Raw genomic sequence first — 14,811 nt, forward strand, 5'->3', positions numbered from 1 at the left:
AATAGTCCGATTCGTCTCTTCTAAATTATATATGTAATACAAAAATTTAGGAAGGGAAAATTTTTACATATAATATTTCTACTATATTGTATTCGCACAAAGAAGCAACAATGACTTTTTTCTAAAGCATAAATAGAAAATCGATAAAAACTTATAAAATAATATCACTTTTTCAGTTTCATGTTTTTCATAAAAAACGTTATAATAATATATAGCCTCTTAGATTAAGAAATAAAGGAGAATAGAATATGGCTAAAATTAAAGTATATCAACCGAAAGAAGAGCATGTAGATGCAGTAAAAAATATAATTGATGTTGAGGAATTAAACCCGTCAACTACTGATTTACAAAATTTATATGCATGTGTATTAGAAACTGAAGATATGTCTTTACCTGAAACCTACATTGAAGAAGATATTTTAATCGACTCTGTTGAAGGAATGGTAAATGCTTCAGCAAATAAGGTGAAAAATTTAGGAACGTATGACGTAATTGAAGTACATAATAAAGGTAAGAAGTTACAAATTTTATTATTAGCAGATGAAGAATACGAAATTATTGAAGAATAATTTCAGTTTGTGGTTTCTAAATCATTAATAATAAAGTGAAACTTTAATCAGTGGGGGGTTTTCTTCATCCCCCACTGATTATCAGCCCTCACCAATCGGGCTTTTACGGGCAGTTTATCTCCCACCTAACCTCTTAAGAAAAGTGGAAACGGTTCGCTCAGAATCGCAGGACGCCCACGCACCCGACAGAGAGGCGCTTTTGGCCTCGTCCGAGGGGCGAAACGACCGGAGATTCTAGCCGCTAGAGCTGGACAATGCTTTCGCTGAATTTTGAGGTGGGAGTATTACTGCCCGTTAATGCGGGATAAAAGCACTCTCTTCAAATGAAGGGAGTGTTTTTCATCAATTTCTTTATTGAGGTAAGACGCGAAAAAACGGCTCTTAAATCATGGTTTTCCGTGTTCCTCTATATTTGTTTATATTCTTTCACAATTGATTGATCTGCATTTTTATAAGTTTCATGATATTCCACTACTCCGATTTCACACTCTGGACCAATCGTTACATTGTTACCTCGAACAACATCAGCTTTTGTATATTCAAGAAAAATTTCATCTCCTTCAATTATATTAGCATGAAGATATCCTCCGTGTTTCAAGAAAGGAAAGAAAGACGATTTTTTTCGAACTGTAATTTTCTCGCCTCCTATTTCTTTTACATTGCTGTGTTCATATCTTAGAATGATATTAATATCTCCAGCATTCAGCATACCTGTAATTGTAAAACCCCCATTTAATATGAAATTCTCTGCTTCTAAGTTTCCTTTCACGTTTATTCCACCTGTTACATCGACCTCTTCACCAGTAAAATTTTCACCAATGTCAAACATCCCTCGTACTTTTGTACGTTTCACTTCTGCCGGACCACTAACTTCAAGATTACCGTTAACTTTCACATTTTCCGAATGCAAATCTCCACGAATTTTCGTTTCTCCAAACACAGTTACCATGTGTGCTTTTACATTTCCTTGTACTTCACTCGCTCCATACGTCTTAAACACATCGCAATCAATATCATCCAAAATTGTTCCTTCTCCGCGGATTGTGACATTTTTGTAGATACCGCCTGATGAATTACCAGAACCATTTAAACTAAGGTTATACTGTTCTTTCATGCTATCTTTCCCTTTCTATTAAAAATTTAAATTTTCCGACTTTCTTTTACGTTAGCGTTTTTATCGATTGTACAAACCCCTTTATATTCAATAAGATTAATTTCACAATTTGGGCCAACCGTAACATTGTTACCTCGAATTGTGTTCGTGTTTGTATACTCAACTATAATATTGTCCCCTTCTATTAACTCTGTTTCCATTCGAGGAGTAAACATTGTTTCGAAGAGCCAGCTTAAAGCGGATTTCTTATATTTTATGTTAATCGTTTGACCGCCTATTTCTTTTGCTTTACATTCTCCGTGCATATCAATAAAAATATCATCTGCACTCAATAAGCCACCCACGATAAATTGTCCTTCTGAATTGAATGTATCTACTTCACAATTCCCATCAATAATTGCTTTACCGCGAATATTCATGTCCTCACCAGATACATTTCCTCCTACTGTTCCTTTACCGGAAATTTTTATTTTCTTTACAACCGCATCCTGTTGTATACTGCCGCTGCCTTCAATGCTCATTTGCATGGCATCTATTTTTCCATTTATCTTTCCGGAACCACTTATTTTTACTGTCTCAGCTTTTATATCTCCATTTACATGACCAGAGCCGTTACATTCGAAATCCACACATTCTAAATCCCCATTTACTGTCCCTCTTCCGTTTAATTGTACATTGCGAAACTGCCCTCCGTTCGACATTCCATGCCCATTAATTAATAAGTCATCTGTTTTCACTACTTTCCCTCCATCATAACAACTTTGTTTTTAATTCTTCTGTACAAACCATTAAAGGTAAACGTGTAACAATTTTAGTACCCTGATCAAAATATAAATCCTCTACACTCGAAAGTAAGAAACATGTTGAAATACCTAACTTTCGAATAAAAATAAGCTCACCATGCTTGTTCTTCATCGTTTCATAGTGCTCATTTAAAACATGTAAAACCATTTTTCCTTCTTCAAGGCTAATCTCTCCAGACTGAAGTATCTTTTCTAAAATATAAATAAACAGGATTTTTGAAAAATGAAATTCAATCATTTCTTGATTTTGTTCTATAAAAAATTCCACCACTGACTCTGAAGCAATTCGACGCTGTATAATTTCTTCCTTTGTTAAACAAATCTCATTCACATTTGGTGAGAACATATCCGCCAAATCGTCAAGAGACAAATTTTCTTTCATCGTCTGAATTTTTTCGATTCTATCTAAAATCTTTTCTTTAGGAAAAAACGTCTCCTGCCCTGTAAACGTTGATTTTCGCACAAACCAATCTTCTGGTATTAAGTTTTTTCTTTTCCACCTATATAGCTGACCATAGGAGATTCCAGTAAGATCTAACAAATCTTTTTTCGAAATTAAGTCCTGACTCAAAATTTTGCTCTCCCTTCTTTTTATTCAATGTAACATAACATTGTTACGCTGTAAAGGTACATTTCCTCATTATTATGAAAAATAGACTACAATCATCACTATGCTTAGTAGATCTTTATTTGCTCTATATAAAGAATAAACCCATCATTTCATCGTGTGACGATCAAAGAAATGATGGGTTATGAACGCTTTGTTTTACTACTTTGTTACGTTATGTGTATGCTTAAACCATATATGATAAAAATCAGTCCAGCCCTGGGAGTTAATTGCTACATTTTGTATTGTCTCATGCGTATGTATCGTCATATAATTTCGATACAAAGGAATGATATGAATATTCTCTAACAGCTCCTGTTCTGTTTCCCCTAACAATTGCATACGTACACTCCGATTTTGTTCCTTACATACACGTTTCAACTTCTCATTTAAATTGAAAGAACTATGTTGATGAAGAAAACTATTTGTCGTTAGTAGTAAATATAGATAACTTAATTCAGCATTCTCACTTATTGTAGCACTGTCATGAATCAAATCAGCTTCTTGTATTGTTCGAAGCGTAAGAAGTTCATGTGCATCTAAAAAAGATAATTCTATCTTAATTCCATACTTAGCACATTCCCTTTGAATCCAATGTGAATCCTCAACATGATCTTGCTCTTGGAAAGTATATAAATATAATGTTTCCCCGTTATATCCACTATTTCCTAATAACTCTTTGATTGAACTTTCTTCACTTATTTCATTAGTTTTTCCTAATAACAGATTCGTTGCTCCTTCTCCGCGTTCACCTTTTAAATCGTTTAATATCTGCATGCCGTTGATAATTTGTTTTAATGCTTGTCGAAAAGCCATATGTTGCATGAGACCTTGCTTTTTTATATTGAGTGTTATATATGTTACGTTCGCTTCTAATTGAGACATCTCTTTTTGAACGTTCTTTCTATCATGCTGCAAAGAAGCCGATAAAACTTCATAACCACTATAACTGCTTATATTTTGTGAATACCAAAGCTCAATACGATCTAGAAATGGGCGCTCACGAAAATATGAAGGATTTACTTCTAAAATAAGGAGTGCATCATCATTTTTAACAAGTTTGAATGGACCTGTTCCATTTAATAAGAATTGATTATTCCCTGTTACATGTGATTCCGAAATGATAGAACAGTGTTCTTCACCTAAAATATGTAAAAATAATTCATTTTCTCTTTGTAAGTGAATTTCGATTGTATATTCATTTACGATATGTATTCTTTTCATATCTTGTAACATCCAGCGATAAGGATTGTCTTTTGTTCTTAAAAAACGATTGAAAGTATACTAGACATCGTGGGCAGTAAACGTTTTTTGATTATGAAAATGAACACCTTTCCGAAGATAAAATGTCCATATTTTATGTGTATGATTGTATTCCCAATAAAAAGCAAGACGAGGTTCGATTTCTTTTGGCGGTAGCATTACAGATCGATATGGGCGAAAAATAATTATTCTAACTGGACTACTCTTACAAGCATGCGCTATGACTGGTTTTATTTTCGCCGAATCCGTTATACTATTCGCTCTATTCTATATTATGAATGGTCTAGGTCGTTCTCTTTATATTCCTGCACAACGAGCGCAAATTGCTGATGTAACAGAGAAAGAAAAGCAAGCCGAAGTATTTGCTCTCATTCAAACAGTTGGAGCTGTTGGAGCAATCGTTGGCCCATCTCTTGGATATCTCTTTTATAAAGACAATCCAACCATTCTTTTTATCCTAGAGGCCGTTGCTTTATTTTGCTATTCGTTAATTGTATGGACACAACTTCCGGAAACAGCTCCAATCCTTGAACATAACGAACAAAAAAACACTTCTATAAAATGGAAACATTTTCTGTCACAACATTATAGCGTGTTTGGACTTATGATTTTTATGCTCCCTATTAGCTTTTTCTACGCACAAATAGAAACAAACTATCGACTATATGCCGAAAAGGAATTATTCACGAACTTTATGTTTGTTTTTACATTTATGGCTACTTGTAAAGGTATTATGGAAATTGTTTTGCAAGTAGGAGTCGTAAAATGGGCAGAGAAATTTTCTATGCAAAAATTATTGTTATTCTATACGATTGCTGCGATTGGTTACGGCTACTCTAATACACTATGGTTACTATTTTTTACACTACTCATTTTAACAATTGGAGAAAGTATCGCTTTAAATCATCTGTTACGTTTCGTTTCAGAATTAGCACCGGAACATATGCGAGGGATTTACTTCTCAATTTACGGTACACACTGGGATATTTCACGAATGCTTGGCCCAGCGGCCGGAGCGCTATTATTACAACACTTTAGCGGGAGCTTCTTATTTAATATTTGCGCCGTTTTTCTTATCATTGGCGGTACGTGCCAATATTTCTTTATAACTTATATTCTTAAACAAGACAAAACAAAAAGGCTGTCCGCATAAGGAGCAGCCTTTCTTATGTAATTAAGCTTCGATCTCTTTACCATCTTCTACGATGTGATAAAGTAAATGAGCTAAATGATGAATTGGACCATATTCCTCCTCTTCTTCATCCGTTTCACCTTGGAATTCAAGATCATTTAAGTAAAGGGCCACGAATTGATAAAATAGTTTTAAATCAAAACCGTAGCACGCGCTTGGTTCTTCGTGATCTCCTTCATATTGAAGCATTAAATATTGCTCATTACCTTCAGCATCTTCTGCATCAAAGAAGACAAAAAAACCGACATTTGTATCTAAATCAAACAGATGACGTGTACCGCCTTCTGTTGCTTTATTAAAGTCATCTTCATTTAATTTATAAACAGTCGTTGCTTTTGCATGATCTTCTTGATGGAAATTAACTGTGAAATTTTTCATGTTGACACCTCCAAATGTTATGTCCTTAGCATAACAGATTTATGAATATAAAACAAAATTAACGAAAAAGGACTGCTTACGCAAGCAAGCAGTCCTCCTAATTTACTTTTTCATCATCCGAAGCAAAAAGCTAACGATAAAAATAAGAATAATGGAACCAATTAAGGCTGGGACAATTGAAAAGCCGCCAATCACAGGGCCGAATGTGCCAAGAAGTTTTGTACCAATCCAAGATCCGATAATCCCCGCAATAATATTACCAATAACACCACCAGGAACATCTCTTCCGATAATTAAGCTAGCAAACCATCCTAAAATACCGCCAATAATTAATGACCATAAAAATGCCATGTGCTGTTTCCTCCTTAAAATAGTAACACATCAAGTGTGTAATTACTTATCTTTAGTTATGCTACATTTTTATGGAAAAATACGCTAAAATGTTCATATTATATTGTTATTTCTTTAAATAAATAACAATATCTTCTAAAACAAATTTCTTCTCTCCACCAGCTTTTTCTGGCACTGAAATTTTCTTTTCTTTCCCTCCTGTCATCTCTACTCCGCCGTGATTATTAGGAGTATGAATTCGCGAATTAACATGGGGCGTTATAATTAATTTTGTTGCATTTTTATCAAGCTTTTGGAAAGTTTTACTCCAGCTAATATTATACAAATCTTTACCTCTTCCCCCATTCCCTTTTCCCGAATATTGATTTCCTAAGTCGTCTTTAACTTCTAACTCTACATCCACATCATCCCATGTCTTTCTAACTTCCTTAGAGACCTCTTGGTTATAGTAGACAATGAATGACATTGGTGTTATTGTTAATTTTTCCATATTTACTTTCACACCATCTTTTTCTGTACTACCGCTAATCGATTTTTCATTATTATCTATTGCTTTTAAAGTAAACGCAAAATTCCAATCTCCTGTAATTTCTTTCTTCTGATTCGGAATTTTTATACCTTCTACATTCCAACTTACCTTTATAGAATCTTTTTTCTTTGGATCTTGATGAGTAGCCGTTACTAAGCCTACATACTTCTTTTCAGCAACTTTTGAAATTTGGGAACTTCCTGTCATTCCATTTGCATCCATTAAATCTAAATTATCGAATACATCAGGCTTATCTCCTAAGTCTTGTTCACTTTCTATAGAATACGTTAGTGTTGTTGTTTTCCCATCAAAAATCGCATCATTAATAGTAACTTTAATACCATTACTTTCTTTTGTCATATTCATTTCAGTAGAAAACTCTTTATAACGATCATAAAGACCTGTTCTCCCATTATCTAAAAAGCGAAAAATATCACCCATAATAGGTAAACTCCCCGCATAAGTGGGAAATGCTAATCCAAAAGTGGTAGCTAATAAGCCAACAATAACTGTAGCTGCAACAATTTTCATTTTCCAACTTTTTGCTTTTTTCTTATTATGTATAGATTGTTTTAAAGCACGTTTCACCTTTTCCTTTTCCAGCTCACTTACTTCCATTTCTTTAAATTCCGTTTCATCTATATCTACATCATTTAATAACTCATAAATATTTTTCATACTACACTACCTCCCAAGTTAAGATTTGTAGCATTTTTATGGAGCTTCTTTTTCCCCCGATAAATCCGATTATCTACAGCTGCTCTAGTTAAACCAAATTTTTGTGCTATATCTTCCGTTTTTAAACCTAGAAGAAACTTCATAATAAAAATCTCTCTATCAATAGGCTCTAACTGATTCATTAACTTTATAAGTTCATTTCGGTCTTCTATTAAAATTAGTTCATCTTCTGGCGATTTTTCTACATTCGCATCCATAAAATTTTGAGGAAATTCTATATTGTTTGCAGCCTTTCGGTAATAATCAATCGCTTTAAATTTCGCAATCGCGCAAATCCATTTCTTAAAATCGGTTTGATCTCCATGAAACTTTTTCGAATTATTCCATATGGACAAAAATACATCATTTATACATTCTTCTATGACTCCTTTGTTTTCAAGTGGAGCAAGGATTTTATAAGTAATTCCTTTTATTAGCGGTAAATACATATCCACTATGAATTCGAGCGCGTCTTCTTTTTGTCGCTGTAATCGCCGTATAAAATTTGTATCATTAGACTTCATGTAACAACTCTCCTTACATTTTTGTAAAAGCTTTTACACTCTATATAACGTGTGAAAAAATTTTTTCTCTCGCAATAACCATAAAAATTTTTGTTTGAAGTGCGAAGCTTATCAATTTCAGAGACTTTTTTAAAATTTCGAACATAAAATGAAAGGAAATTACAAGAAATTATGTGGAAGAAAAAAAGATGAGGTATTTTAATGTTATTCACTTACAAAATGTATACTAGAAAAAGACCGCTTACAATAAACGTTAAGCGATCTCTGTATACATTTCTATAGACTTTTACATTTTATAAAGGAGTATGAAGATCATTTATTAAAAAACTTCTCTCTTTCTGTAGAAATCCAAGGTTGTAAATTCTCTTTACTTTCTTGCATGAATCGATTCACTAGTACATCATGCCATATGTAATTTTCTAATAGAGACACATGTACAGAATCGTCAGTATAAAAGGTATTTCCATTTTGTTCTACAGGATGGCCATAAATCATTTCTTTTCCGTCAATAGAAATAATAAACCACTTTTTCTCGCCAATGTTATCTACGTAATCGGTCTTACGATGAATCACTAAATTTGGTAATGGATTCTCAACTTGAAAGACAATTCCCTTTAGACTACAAGTTTTTTGCATCTCCTGTAAGTCATCTTCAAGCTTTTCATACATAGTCCCCCACATAGATATTATAATTCTGCTTTGAGCTCGGCGAAGGAGAATACGACAAAATGAAAGTATTGTTTCTTCTCCCTTTATCGTTGTAACACGCGGATCAGCTTTTGGCCTTTGACTCTCAAATACTTTTAATTCTTGTTGTACAGATGTATATGTATCTTCCCATTTTTGTTTAATCGATTCTAGAAATACATCAACAGGTAAAGAAGAGTATTGTGCAGCCTCATTTACTTCTTCTTTCATCACTACACCCATTTTTTCTAATCCTTCTAATACTTCATAAATCCGAGCGCGAGGAACACCAGATTGTTTACTTACTTGATAAGCGCTTGATGTCCCTAAATATACGAGGGCTACATACGCTTTCGCTTCATATTGATTAAAACCTAGCGACTGAATTTTTTGTAAAATTTTTTCCATAATAACCTTCCTAATATAAGAAATAGCAATAAACATTTAACTACTAAAACTAATAGTATCGTTAAAAAACATTTTAGTAAATGATTTCTATTTTGTTATCAATTGCTAACATCTATATAAACACAAGTTAAAAACCGAAATAAAACCCCTTTTCTTTTTAGATGGGCGAGAGCATCTGGTCATGCATAGCAGCGGTCAGGGCCTTTTCCTGCCACGGACAAGGGAGAAAACGATACAGAGCACTTTTTTCCCCTAGCAACGTCTGATATATTGAAAAATCATAATGGGTTTAGATCATTTAATTTATCAATTTTCCTTATTACTCTTTATTTTCAAATTTTTTATTCACAAATACTTATAATTTTGCTAACATATATTTAGTCACTACTTGAATAGTGACTAATGATTAGGACCTTTCTCTAAAAACAAAATATTTTATAGGAGTAGTTATTATGGAAGATATAAACTTATACACACTAGCTTTTTTAGTATTATCCGGTTTTTTAGCTGCATTCATCGATTCAGTAGTTGGAGGAGGCGGTTTGATTTCTATCCCGGCCTTACTATTTACAGGATTGCCACCTTCAACAGCAATTGCTACAAATAAATTAGCAAGTTCAATGGGAGCTTTAACAAGTACGATATCGTTTATTAAATCAGGGAAAGTAAATTTTCGACTTGTATCTAAATTGTTCCCTTTGACTGTACTTGGTTCGTTTTTTGGTGCATATGTGGTAAAACACATTTCCTCACAAGTATTGAAACCGTTAGTGCTAGTATTACTAATTACAGTTGCTATCTATACAATTTTGAAAAAAGATTGGGGAAAAGATTCTAAATATGAAGGAATGAGCCGAAAAAGAGGTACAATCTTTGCGGTAGCAGTATTTATCATTGGATTTTATGATGGATTCTTTGGAGCTGGAACTGGTTCGTTTTTGCTATTTTCCTTTTTAATGATAGGCTTTGATTTTATTCAGTCAGCCGGCAATGCAAAGGTTCTTAATTTTGGTAGTAACATTGCCGCTCTCATCATGTTTTTATACTTAGACATTGTGAATTTTTCATATGGAATTCCAATGGGGATTGCTATGATTTTAGGAGCTTTTGTAGGATCAAACTTTGCCATTAATAAAGGTGTTTCGTATGTAAGAATACTGTTTATTGTGGTCACTCTTATTTTAATTGGAAAAAACATTTTAGATTATATATATATTTAATTTATTCAAAAAAAGAGCTTGGATTCCCAAGCTCTTTTAAATATCATATACCTCTATAACCACCATTTTTCTTGTGGGATTAAAACTGTCTCAATACTAAAGTTTTTCTCGAACCAATCTTTCATCAAGGTTTTATGAACAAGATATTCTGATGCCGAATGGGAAACGCCGATTAAAGACATCGAAGTATTTGAAGCGTACTGCATCATTTGTTTGTATTTTTGTTTGCCATAATCATTATCAATATGACAATGAATTTCACCGGTAATATAGGCTTGGACACCATTTTCTTCAGCTTCTTTCATCCAATCCACTACATCTCCGCAACCAGCTACAATCACAATCCTTTGAATATCTTCTAATTTTTGACCCTCAAAATCAACATAAGGAATTTCAAAAATATTCTCCAAAGTAGAAATGAGATTGTCGGTGTTTGTTTTTTCAATATTACAGTATAAGACATATTCATTTTTAGCATTTAATGTATCATCAACAAGAATTTCGGCATTTAGCATTTTTGCCATAGCAATATTCGTTCCTAATTGTTTATGACAGTCCAATGGTATGTGGCAAGTATAGACGGATAGGTTTTTCTCTTTAATTTGTTTAATGTATTTTTCTTTAATTGGCACAAAGCCTTGTCCCCATTCCCCTTTTGGGTCTCCACACTCCATTAATAAGGGATGGTGCATAAAAAGGAAATCTCCGCTCTTGCTTTCTTCTATAAACCTTTCCAATACTTTATCTGTAGGGAAAACAGCAAGAAAAACTTTCTCTACATTTGTATCCCCTTTTAACATCAGACCATTAAACAATTCCACAAAGTCTTTTTCAAAAGCTGCTTTCCACTCAAAGTTTAATGGTTCATAAACCATTGGTATGAACCGACTAAAAGATGTATCCTTCCCAAATGATTTTATATCAAGTTCAACGTTCAGTTTAGACACTATTTCATTGAGTTTAACCATAAAAATTATTCCCCCAAAGTTTTTATTTTTATCCCGCATTAACGGGCAGTAAAACCCCCACCTCAAAATTCAGAGAGAAGCGAGGAAGATAGGTGGGGGATAACTGTCCGTAAAAGCCCGATTGGTTCAACTAACCATCAGTGGGAGATGAAAAAACTCTCCACTGATGGAAGTTTCACTTTATAACTTCAATACAAACGGTTAGAAAAGTGACATTTGTTAGATTCTTAGAAATATTATAACAAAAAAACACATTAGAATTCATTTTTGAATCCTAATGTGTTTCCGCTGATGTTTTATTTGTTTGCACCTCTAAACTGCACCCGTTATCCTAAATAGGTTTGGTTATTTTATTTGTTCTTTTTGCTTATATGTGAGATACGCTAAAACACTCTTGCTATTTGTATACTTCGGATTATTTCCCTTTCGCGGTTCACGTGAATATGTTCTTTCATATCCAGGTACCTCAGGCATATCTTTTAAAAATTGCATAACTTCAGTTTCTGTTCCTTCAATACGTACACGAATCATTGTTATTGCTCCCTGCTATATATATTCCACTCTATCAAGTATATCGATTACTATGAATCTCACAAGTATGAATTATCGTTTTAGCGTGGATAATTTTCTAGCAACAAACAATGTCATTTCTGTTTGATTCACAATTAACTCTTCATTCTTCACTTATATCCGCTCCTTTAGATACAATTATAGTGGAATTTGCACCTAAGTCTTTCAGTATGTGTTGGTCTCTATATATTTCAAATAGCCGATTGAGGTATATATAGCAACTGAGCTGTTAAAGTAGATGTTATATTTGAAAATGGATACATACCTTGATAAAGAAAGTCACTATATACAATTTCGTTAATTTGAAAAGGTTTATATCGATTTTTGAGTATTTGTTGAGAAATTTTATTTGTACAAGCAGCAACTATATCAAAATTTCTTTTTAGAGCTATCTCTTGCATTACATGTGAAAGAAGGGTAGTAACTACACCGTTCCCCATCCAATCTGGATGACAAGCTCCCATATCTAGGTAAACTAAATTTTCTTTATGTAGCTGGGAGAATTCTATTGAGTTTACTTCTAACGCATCTAATAGTTGAAAAATTGGGTCTATTTGAGGACATGTCTCGGTTGCTTTTTCTTTATCTATGAGTGGTTGATTCGCTTTTCTTACCAAGATAACGCCTATCATTTGAAAATTTTCCATTGCTACAAATGACATAGATTGAGAAACAGCTTGACTTACCATTTCTTCACACATTTTATTAAAAGAAGCAAAAGGAATTTGTAAACCACTCACAAGGGGTTCACTATTTGCAAACGATTGTGCAATTAACGTAGCTGCATCTTTAATATGCTGAGTTCCTAGTATTTCTATGTTCATCTATTCTTCCTCTTTTCATAAAATAGTAAACTAAGTATGTTTGTAAAAATATTAGTGATATTTCTTAACGAAAAATGAACTATATAAATCCATTTTCATTTTTCGACATCTTTGTCTAGCTCCGCTTTTCTTTATGATCCAGCTCCAGCGGCTCGCTTGCTCCCTTTGTTTTAAACCTTGCATGTGGCAGGAAAAGGCCCTGACCGCTTCTATGCATGGCCAGATGCTCTCGTCCGCCTAAAAAGAAAGATGGTTTTTATGTCGATTTTTTAATTTGTATTTATATACACCCTGAACATTAAATCAATAGTATATAGAACTTATTAAATACAAGCATAGATATCATTAGTTACAGTAAGAACATGTTTTTTAATAAATGCTACAATCTCATCCAAACATTCAACTGTTGTATATGGAGAGATAGAAAAAAACTTAAGAGTAGAAATTGGAATACGTTCACTTCCATTTATAACGTTAACTAAACAAGAACGGGTTGTATCGCCTAAAAAGATCTGATCTCGATTTTTCCCTAGGTGATTAAATATTTCAATATTTAATTTGTTTGTTTCCTCTATACTTTCTTGCGTTGATTTTCCTGTTCTTTCTTCGTTCCAATTCTCTTCACCATCGCCATGCATATAGAAGCGAAATGTCGTAATTGGACCATATGTGTAATCATTCGTTACCGCTACTTGAGGTAAAGCCCCTCTTAATTTTTTTCTAAATAAAAGATTTACTCGAACATAATTTGCCAATAATTTTTGATAGCCTTCAATGCCAAATGCCAATAAATTCACATACATTGGAATAGCATTTCCAGACCGTGAACATTCTAGTGTATAACCCGTATGATAACTACCATATGATCTATTACCAAGATAAGGAGTGTCATCCTGTTCTACGTCCATAAGGCGCAAATCACTATGATTTTTAACAATCCAAATACTTGTAGCATAAGGGGTTTGACCCAATTTATGAAAATCAAAGCATACACTATCAGCAAGATGCATGTGTTGCATTTGTTCTTGTATTTGTTGCAGGGCATCTTTTACGGAAGGTTCAAACAATAATGGATTCTGTTCAAACTCATAATTATTAAAAAAACTATAAAAACCGCCCATTGCAGAATCAGCGTGAATATAAATAGAGTTTAATTTGTATTTATCTTCTATTAATTCAGCAACCTCTTTAACTTTCTTTATATTATCAATTGCAAATGTATCTGTTGTACCCATAGTAGCTAAAATATAAAGAGGGATGCCTCCTTTTTCGATAACTTCTATGATCTTTTTCTCTAAATCTTCTATGTCTATAGAATTTGTATAAGGATCAGCTTTCACTTTAATTAGATGATTTGTGCCAATTCCTGTTGCCTCAGCCGATTTCAATAAGCTATAATGTGCATTTTCAGAAGCAAAACAATACACATTTTGAGGAACACCTTGTTCTTTTGCTTGTGGGAAGCTTTTTGAAATAGCTAAGCGTAAACTTGAAAATACGCAGCCTTGTCCCCCCCATGTTGTATAACCACCACTATTATTTGGATCATAACCAATCAATTTCGAAAGCATAGACACAACTTTCACTTCTGCTTCTGCTGCTGCAGGACCATATACATCCCAAACACCATTACCATTTAATAGTGTCATGGTCAATGTACCTAGTAATGATGGGATGCTCGGCAGAGGTACAGCATTAGATAAATAATATTTATTCGAATAAGGGTGCCCGTTCATAAATTGGTTTAACTCTTCAATAACATTAGGGATACCAATACCTGTTTCGGGTATATGACTGCTATAAATTAATTCATTGTAATATTCTACTGATTTTTCCTCAATATTTCCTAAGGTTGCTCGATTTTCATTTTTTAAATGACCAAGATTGCTAACTATTCTTTTTATGGATTCAAAAAATAGCTCTTGTGTTTGTTGATTACCATCAGCACTTGGGAATAATTCTAAAATATCTTTCATATATGCTTATCTCCTTATAGACATCTATTTTCAATTTCTTTATATAAAAATACTTAAATTACTTATAAGCGAATAAAGTGAAACTTCCATCAGTGGAGAGTTTTTTCATCT

Annotated in this window: 14 protein-coding genes and 2 pseudogenes; 3 read left to right on the forward strand and 13 right to left on the reverse strand. The window is 33.3% G+C overall.

Annotated features, from left to right (window positions below; translation table 11 throughout):
* Positions 1-248: 248 nt before the first annotated feature.
* Positions 249-569, forward strand: coding sequence for a hypothetical protein (locus MR076_RS10980; protein ID WP_242220509.1), 321 nt, complete (start codon positions 249-251; stop codon positions 567-569).
* Between the two features lie 406 nt (positions 570-975).
* Here the strand turns inward: MR076_RS10980 and MR076_RS10985 are convergent, their stop codons facing one another.
* The 4 genes and pseudogenes from MR076_RS10985 to MR076_RS11000 all read right to left on the reverse strand — a co-directional run bounded on the left by MR076_RS10985 (position 976) and on the right by MR076_RS11000 (position 4,515).
* Positions 976-1,683 (reverse strand): cytoplasmic protein, encoded by a 708-nt coding sequence (locus MR076_RS10985; RefSeq protein WP_242220510.1) that lies wholly within the window; start codon positions 1,681-1,683, stop codon positions 976-978.
* 26 nt (positions 1,684-1,709) lie between these two features.
* The gene (locus MR076_RS10990) at positions 1,710-2,420 is read right to left on the reverse strand and encodes a polymer-forming cytoskeletal protein (protein WP_242220511.1); all 711 of its coding nucleotides are present in this window, start codon (positions 2,418-2,420) and stop codon (positions 1,710-1,712) included.
* 13 nt (positions 2,421-2,433) lie between these two features.
* Positions 2,434-3,057, reverse strand: coding sequence for a YhbD family protein (locus MR076_RS10995; protein WP_242220512.1), 624 nt, complete (start codon positions 3,055-3,057; stop codon positions 2,434-2,436).
* Between the two features lie 198 nt (positions 3,058-3,255).
* Positions 3,256-4,515, reverse strand: a pseudogene (locus tag MR076_RS11000) (ABC transporter substrate-binding protein).
* Between MR076_RS11000 and MR076_RS11005 the strand changes: the two are divergent.
* Positions 4,508-5,509: pseudogene (locus MR076_RS11005) on the forward strand (MDR family MFS transporter); the annotation flags it as partial. The pseudogenes MR076_RS11000 and MR076_RS11005 overlap by 8 nt on opposite strands.
* 21 nt (positions 5,510-5,530) lie before the next feature.
* Here the strand turns inward: MR076_RS11005 and MR076_RS11010 are convergent.
* From MR076_RS11010 to MR076_RS11030, 5 genes are all read right to left on the reverse strand, one after another.
* Positions 5,531-5,926: a cytosolic protein gene (locus MR076_RS11010; RefSeq protein WP_242220513.1), complete on the reverse strand. Its 396-nt coding sequence runs from the start codon at positions 5,924-5,926 to the stop codon at positions 5,531-5,533.
* Between the two features lie 102 nt (positions 5,927-6,028).
* Positions 6,029-6,277, reverse strand: a complete 249-nt coding sequence (locus MR076_RS11015; RefSeq protein WP_242220515.1) for a GlsB/YeaQ/YmgE family stress response membrane protein — start codon at positions 6,275-6,277, stop codon at positions 6,029-6,031.
* 106 nt (positions 6,278-6,383) lie between these two features.
* Positions 6,384-7,484, reverse strand: a complete 1,101-nt coding sequence (locus tag MR076_RS11020) for a DUF4179 domain-containing protein (protein WP_242220516.1) — start codon at positions 7,482-7,484, stop codon at positions 6,384-6,386.
* Positions 7,481-8,047 (reverse strand): sigma-70 family RNA polymerase sigma factor, encoded by a 567-nt coding sequence (locus MR076_RS11025; protein WP_242220518.1) that lies wholly within the window; start codon positions 8,045-8,047, stop codon positions 7,481-7,483. The genes MR076_RS11020 and MR076_RS11025 overlap by 4 nt, the downstream gene beginning before the upstream one ends.
* Positions 8,048-8,359: 312 nt before the next feature.
* Positions 8,360-9,142 carry a TrmB family transcriptional regulator gene (locus MR076_RS11030; RefSeq protein ID WP_242220520.1) on the reverse strand — a complete coding sequence of 261 codons (783 nt, stop codon included), beginning with the start codon at positions 9,140-9,142 and terminating at the stop codon, positions 8,360-8,362.
* A 452-nt stretch (positions 9,143-9,594) separates the two neighbouring features.
* On the opposite strand from MR076_RS11030, the gene MR076_RS11035 reads away from it, so the two are divergent.
* The gene (locus tag MR076_RS11035; RefSeq protein ID WP_242220522.1) at positions 9,595-10,362 is read left to right on the forward strand and encodes a sulfite exporter TauE/SafE family protein; all 768 of its coding nucleotides are present in this window, start codon (positions 9,595-9,597) and stop codon (positions 10,360-10,362) included.
* A 53-nt stretch (positions 10,363-10,415) separates the two neighbouring features.
* On the opposite strand, the gene MR076_RS11040 is transcribed toward MR076_RS11035, so the two are convergent.
* From MR076_RS11040 to MR076_RS11055, 4 genes are all read right to left on the reverse strand, one after another.
* Positions 10,416-11,330 (reverse strand): Nif3-like dinuclear metal center hexameric protein, encoded by a 915-nt coding sequence (locus MR076_RS11040; protein WP_242220524.1) that lies wholly within the window; start codon positions 11,328-11,330, stop codon positions 10,416-10,418.
* Between the two features lie 345 nt (positions 11,331-11,675).
* Positions 11,676-11,861: a DUF3970 family protein gene (locus tag MR076_RS11045; RefSeq protein ID WP_242220525.1), complete on the reverse strand. Its 186-nt coding sequence runs from the start codon at positions 11,859-11,861 to the stop codon at positions 11,676-11,678.
* A gap of 230 nt (positions 11,862-12,091) precedes the next feature.
* Positions 12,092-12,724 carry a hypothetical protein gene (locus MR076_RS11050; protein ID WP_242220528.1) on the reverse strand — a complete coding sequence of 211 codons (633 nt, stop codon included), beginning with the start codon at positions 12,722-12,724 and terminating at the stop codon, positions 12,092-12,094.
* A gap of 323 nt (positions 12,725-13,047) precedes the next feature.
* A complete protein-coding gene (locus tag MR076_RS11055; RefSeq protein ID WP_242220531.1) occupies positions 13,048-14,700 on the reverse strand; it encodes a pyridoxal phosphate-dependent decarboxylase family protein in 1,653 nt (550 codons plus the stop codon).
* Positions 14,701-14,811 lie beyond the last annotated feature (111 nt).

Source organism: Bacillus cereus group sp. BfR-BA-01380 (assembly GCF_022663535.1).
In the GTDB taxonomy this organism is placed as follows: domain Bacteria; phylum Bacillota; class Bacilli; order Bacillales; family Bacillaceae_G; genus Bacillus_A; species Bacillus_A cereus_BB.

Bases quoted from the DNA above. Each gene is read 5' to 3' on its own strand.
- MR076_RS11050 (WP_242220528.1), bottom strand. From the start codon at position 12,724: ATGAACATAGAAATACTAGGAACTCAGCATATTAAAGATGCAGCTACG.
- MR076_RS11045 (WP_242220525.1), bottom strand. From the start codon at position 11,861: ATGATTCGTGTACGTATTGAAGGAACAGAAACTGAAGTTATGCAATTT.
- MR076_RS11035 (WP_242220522.1), top strand. From the start codon at position 9,595: ATGGAAGATATAAACTTATACACACTAGCTTTTTTAGTATTATCCGGT.
- MR076_RS11030 (WP_242220520.1), bottom strand. From the start codon at position 9,142: ATGGAAAAAATTTTACAAAAAATTCAGTCGCTAGGTTTTAATCAATAT.
- MR076_RS11025 (WP_242220518.1), bottom strand. From the start codon at position 8,047: ATGAAGTCTAATGATACAAATTTTATACGGCGATTACAGCGACAAAAA.
- MR076_RS11040 (WP_242220524.1), bottom strand. From the start codon at position 11,330: ATGGTTAAACTCAATGAAATAGTGTCTAAACTGAACGTTGAACTTGAT.
- MR076_RS11015 (WP_242220515.1), bottom strand. From the start codon at position 6,277: ATGGCATTTTTATGGTCATTAATTATTGGCGGTATTTTAGGATGGTTT.
- MR076_RS10985 (WP_242220510.1), bottom strand. From the start codon at position 1,683: ATGAAAGAACAGTATAACCTTAGTTTAAATGGTTCTGGTAATTCATCA.
- MR076_RS10980 (WP_242220509.1), top strand. From the start codon at position 249: ATGGCTAAAATTAAAGTATATCAACCGAAAGAAGAGCATGTAGATGCA.
- MR076_RS11010 (WP_242220513.1), bottom strand. From the start codon at position 5,926: ATGAAAAATTTCACAGTTAATTTCCATCAAGAAGATCATGCAAAAGCA.
- MR076_RS11055 (WP_242220531.1), bottom strand. From the start codon at position 14,700: ATGAAAGATATTTTAGAATTATTCCCAAGTGCTGATGGTAATCAACAA.
- MR076_RS11020 (WP_242220516.1), bottom strand. From the start codon at position 7,484: ATGAAAAATATTTATGAGTTATTAAATGATGTAGATATAGATGAAACG.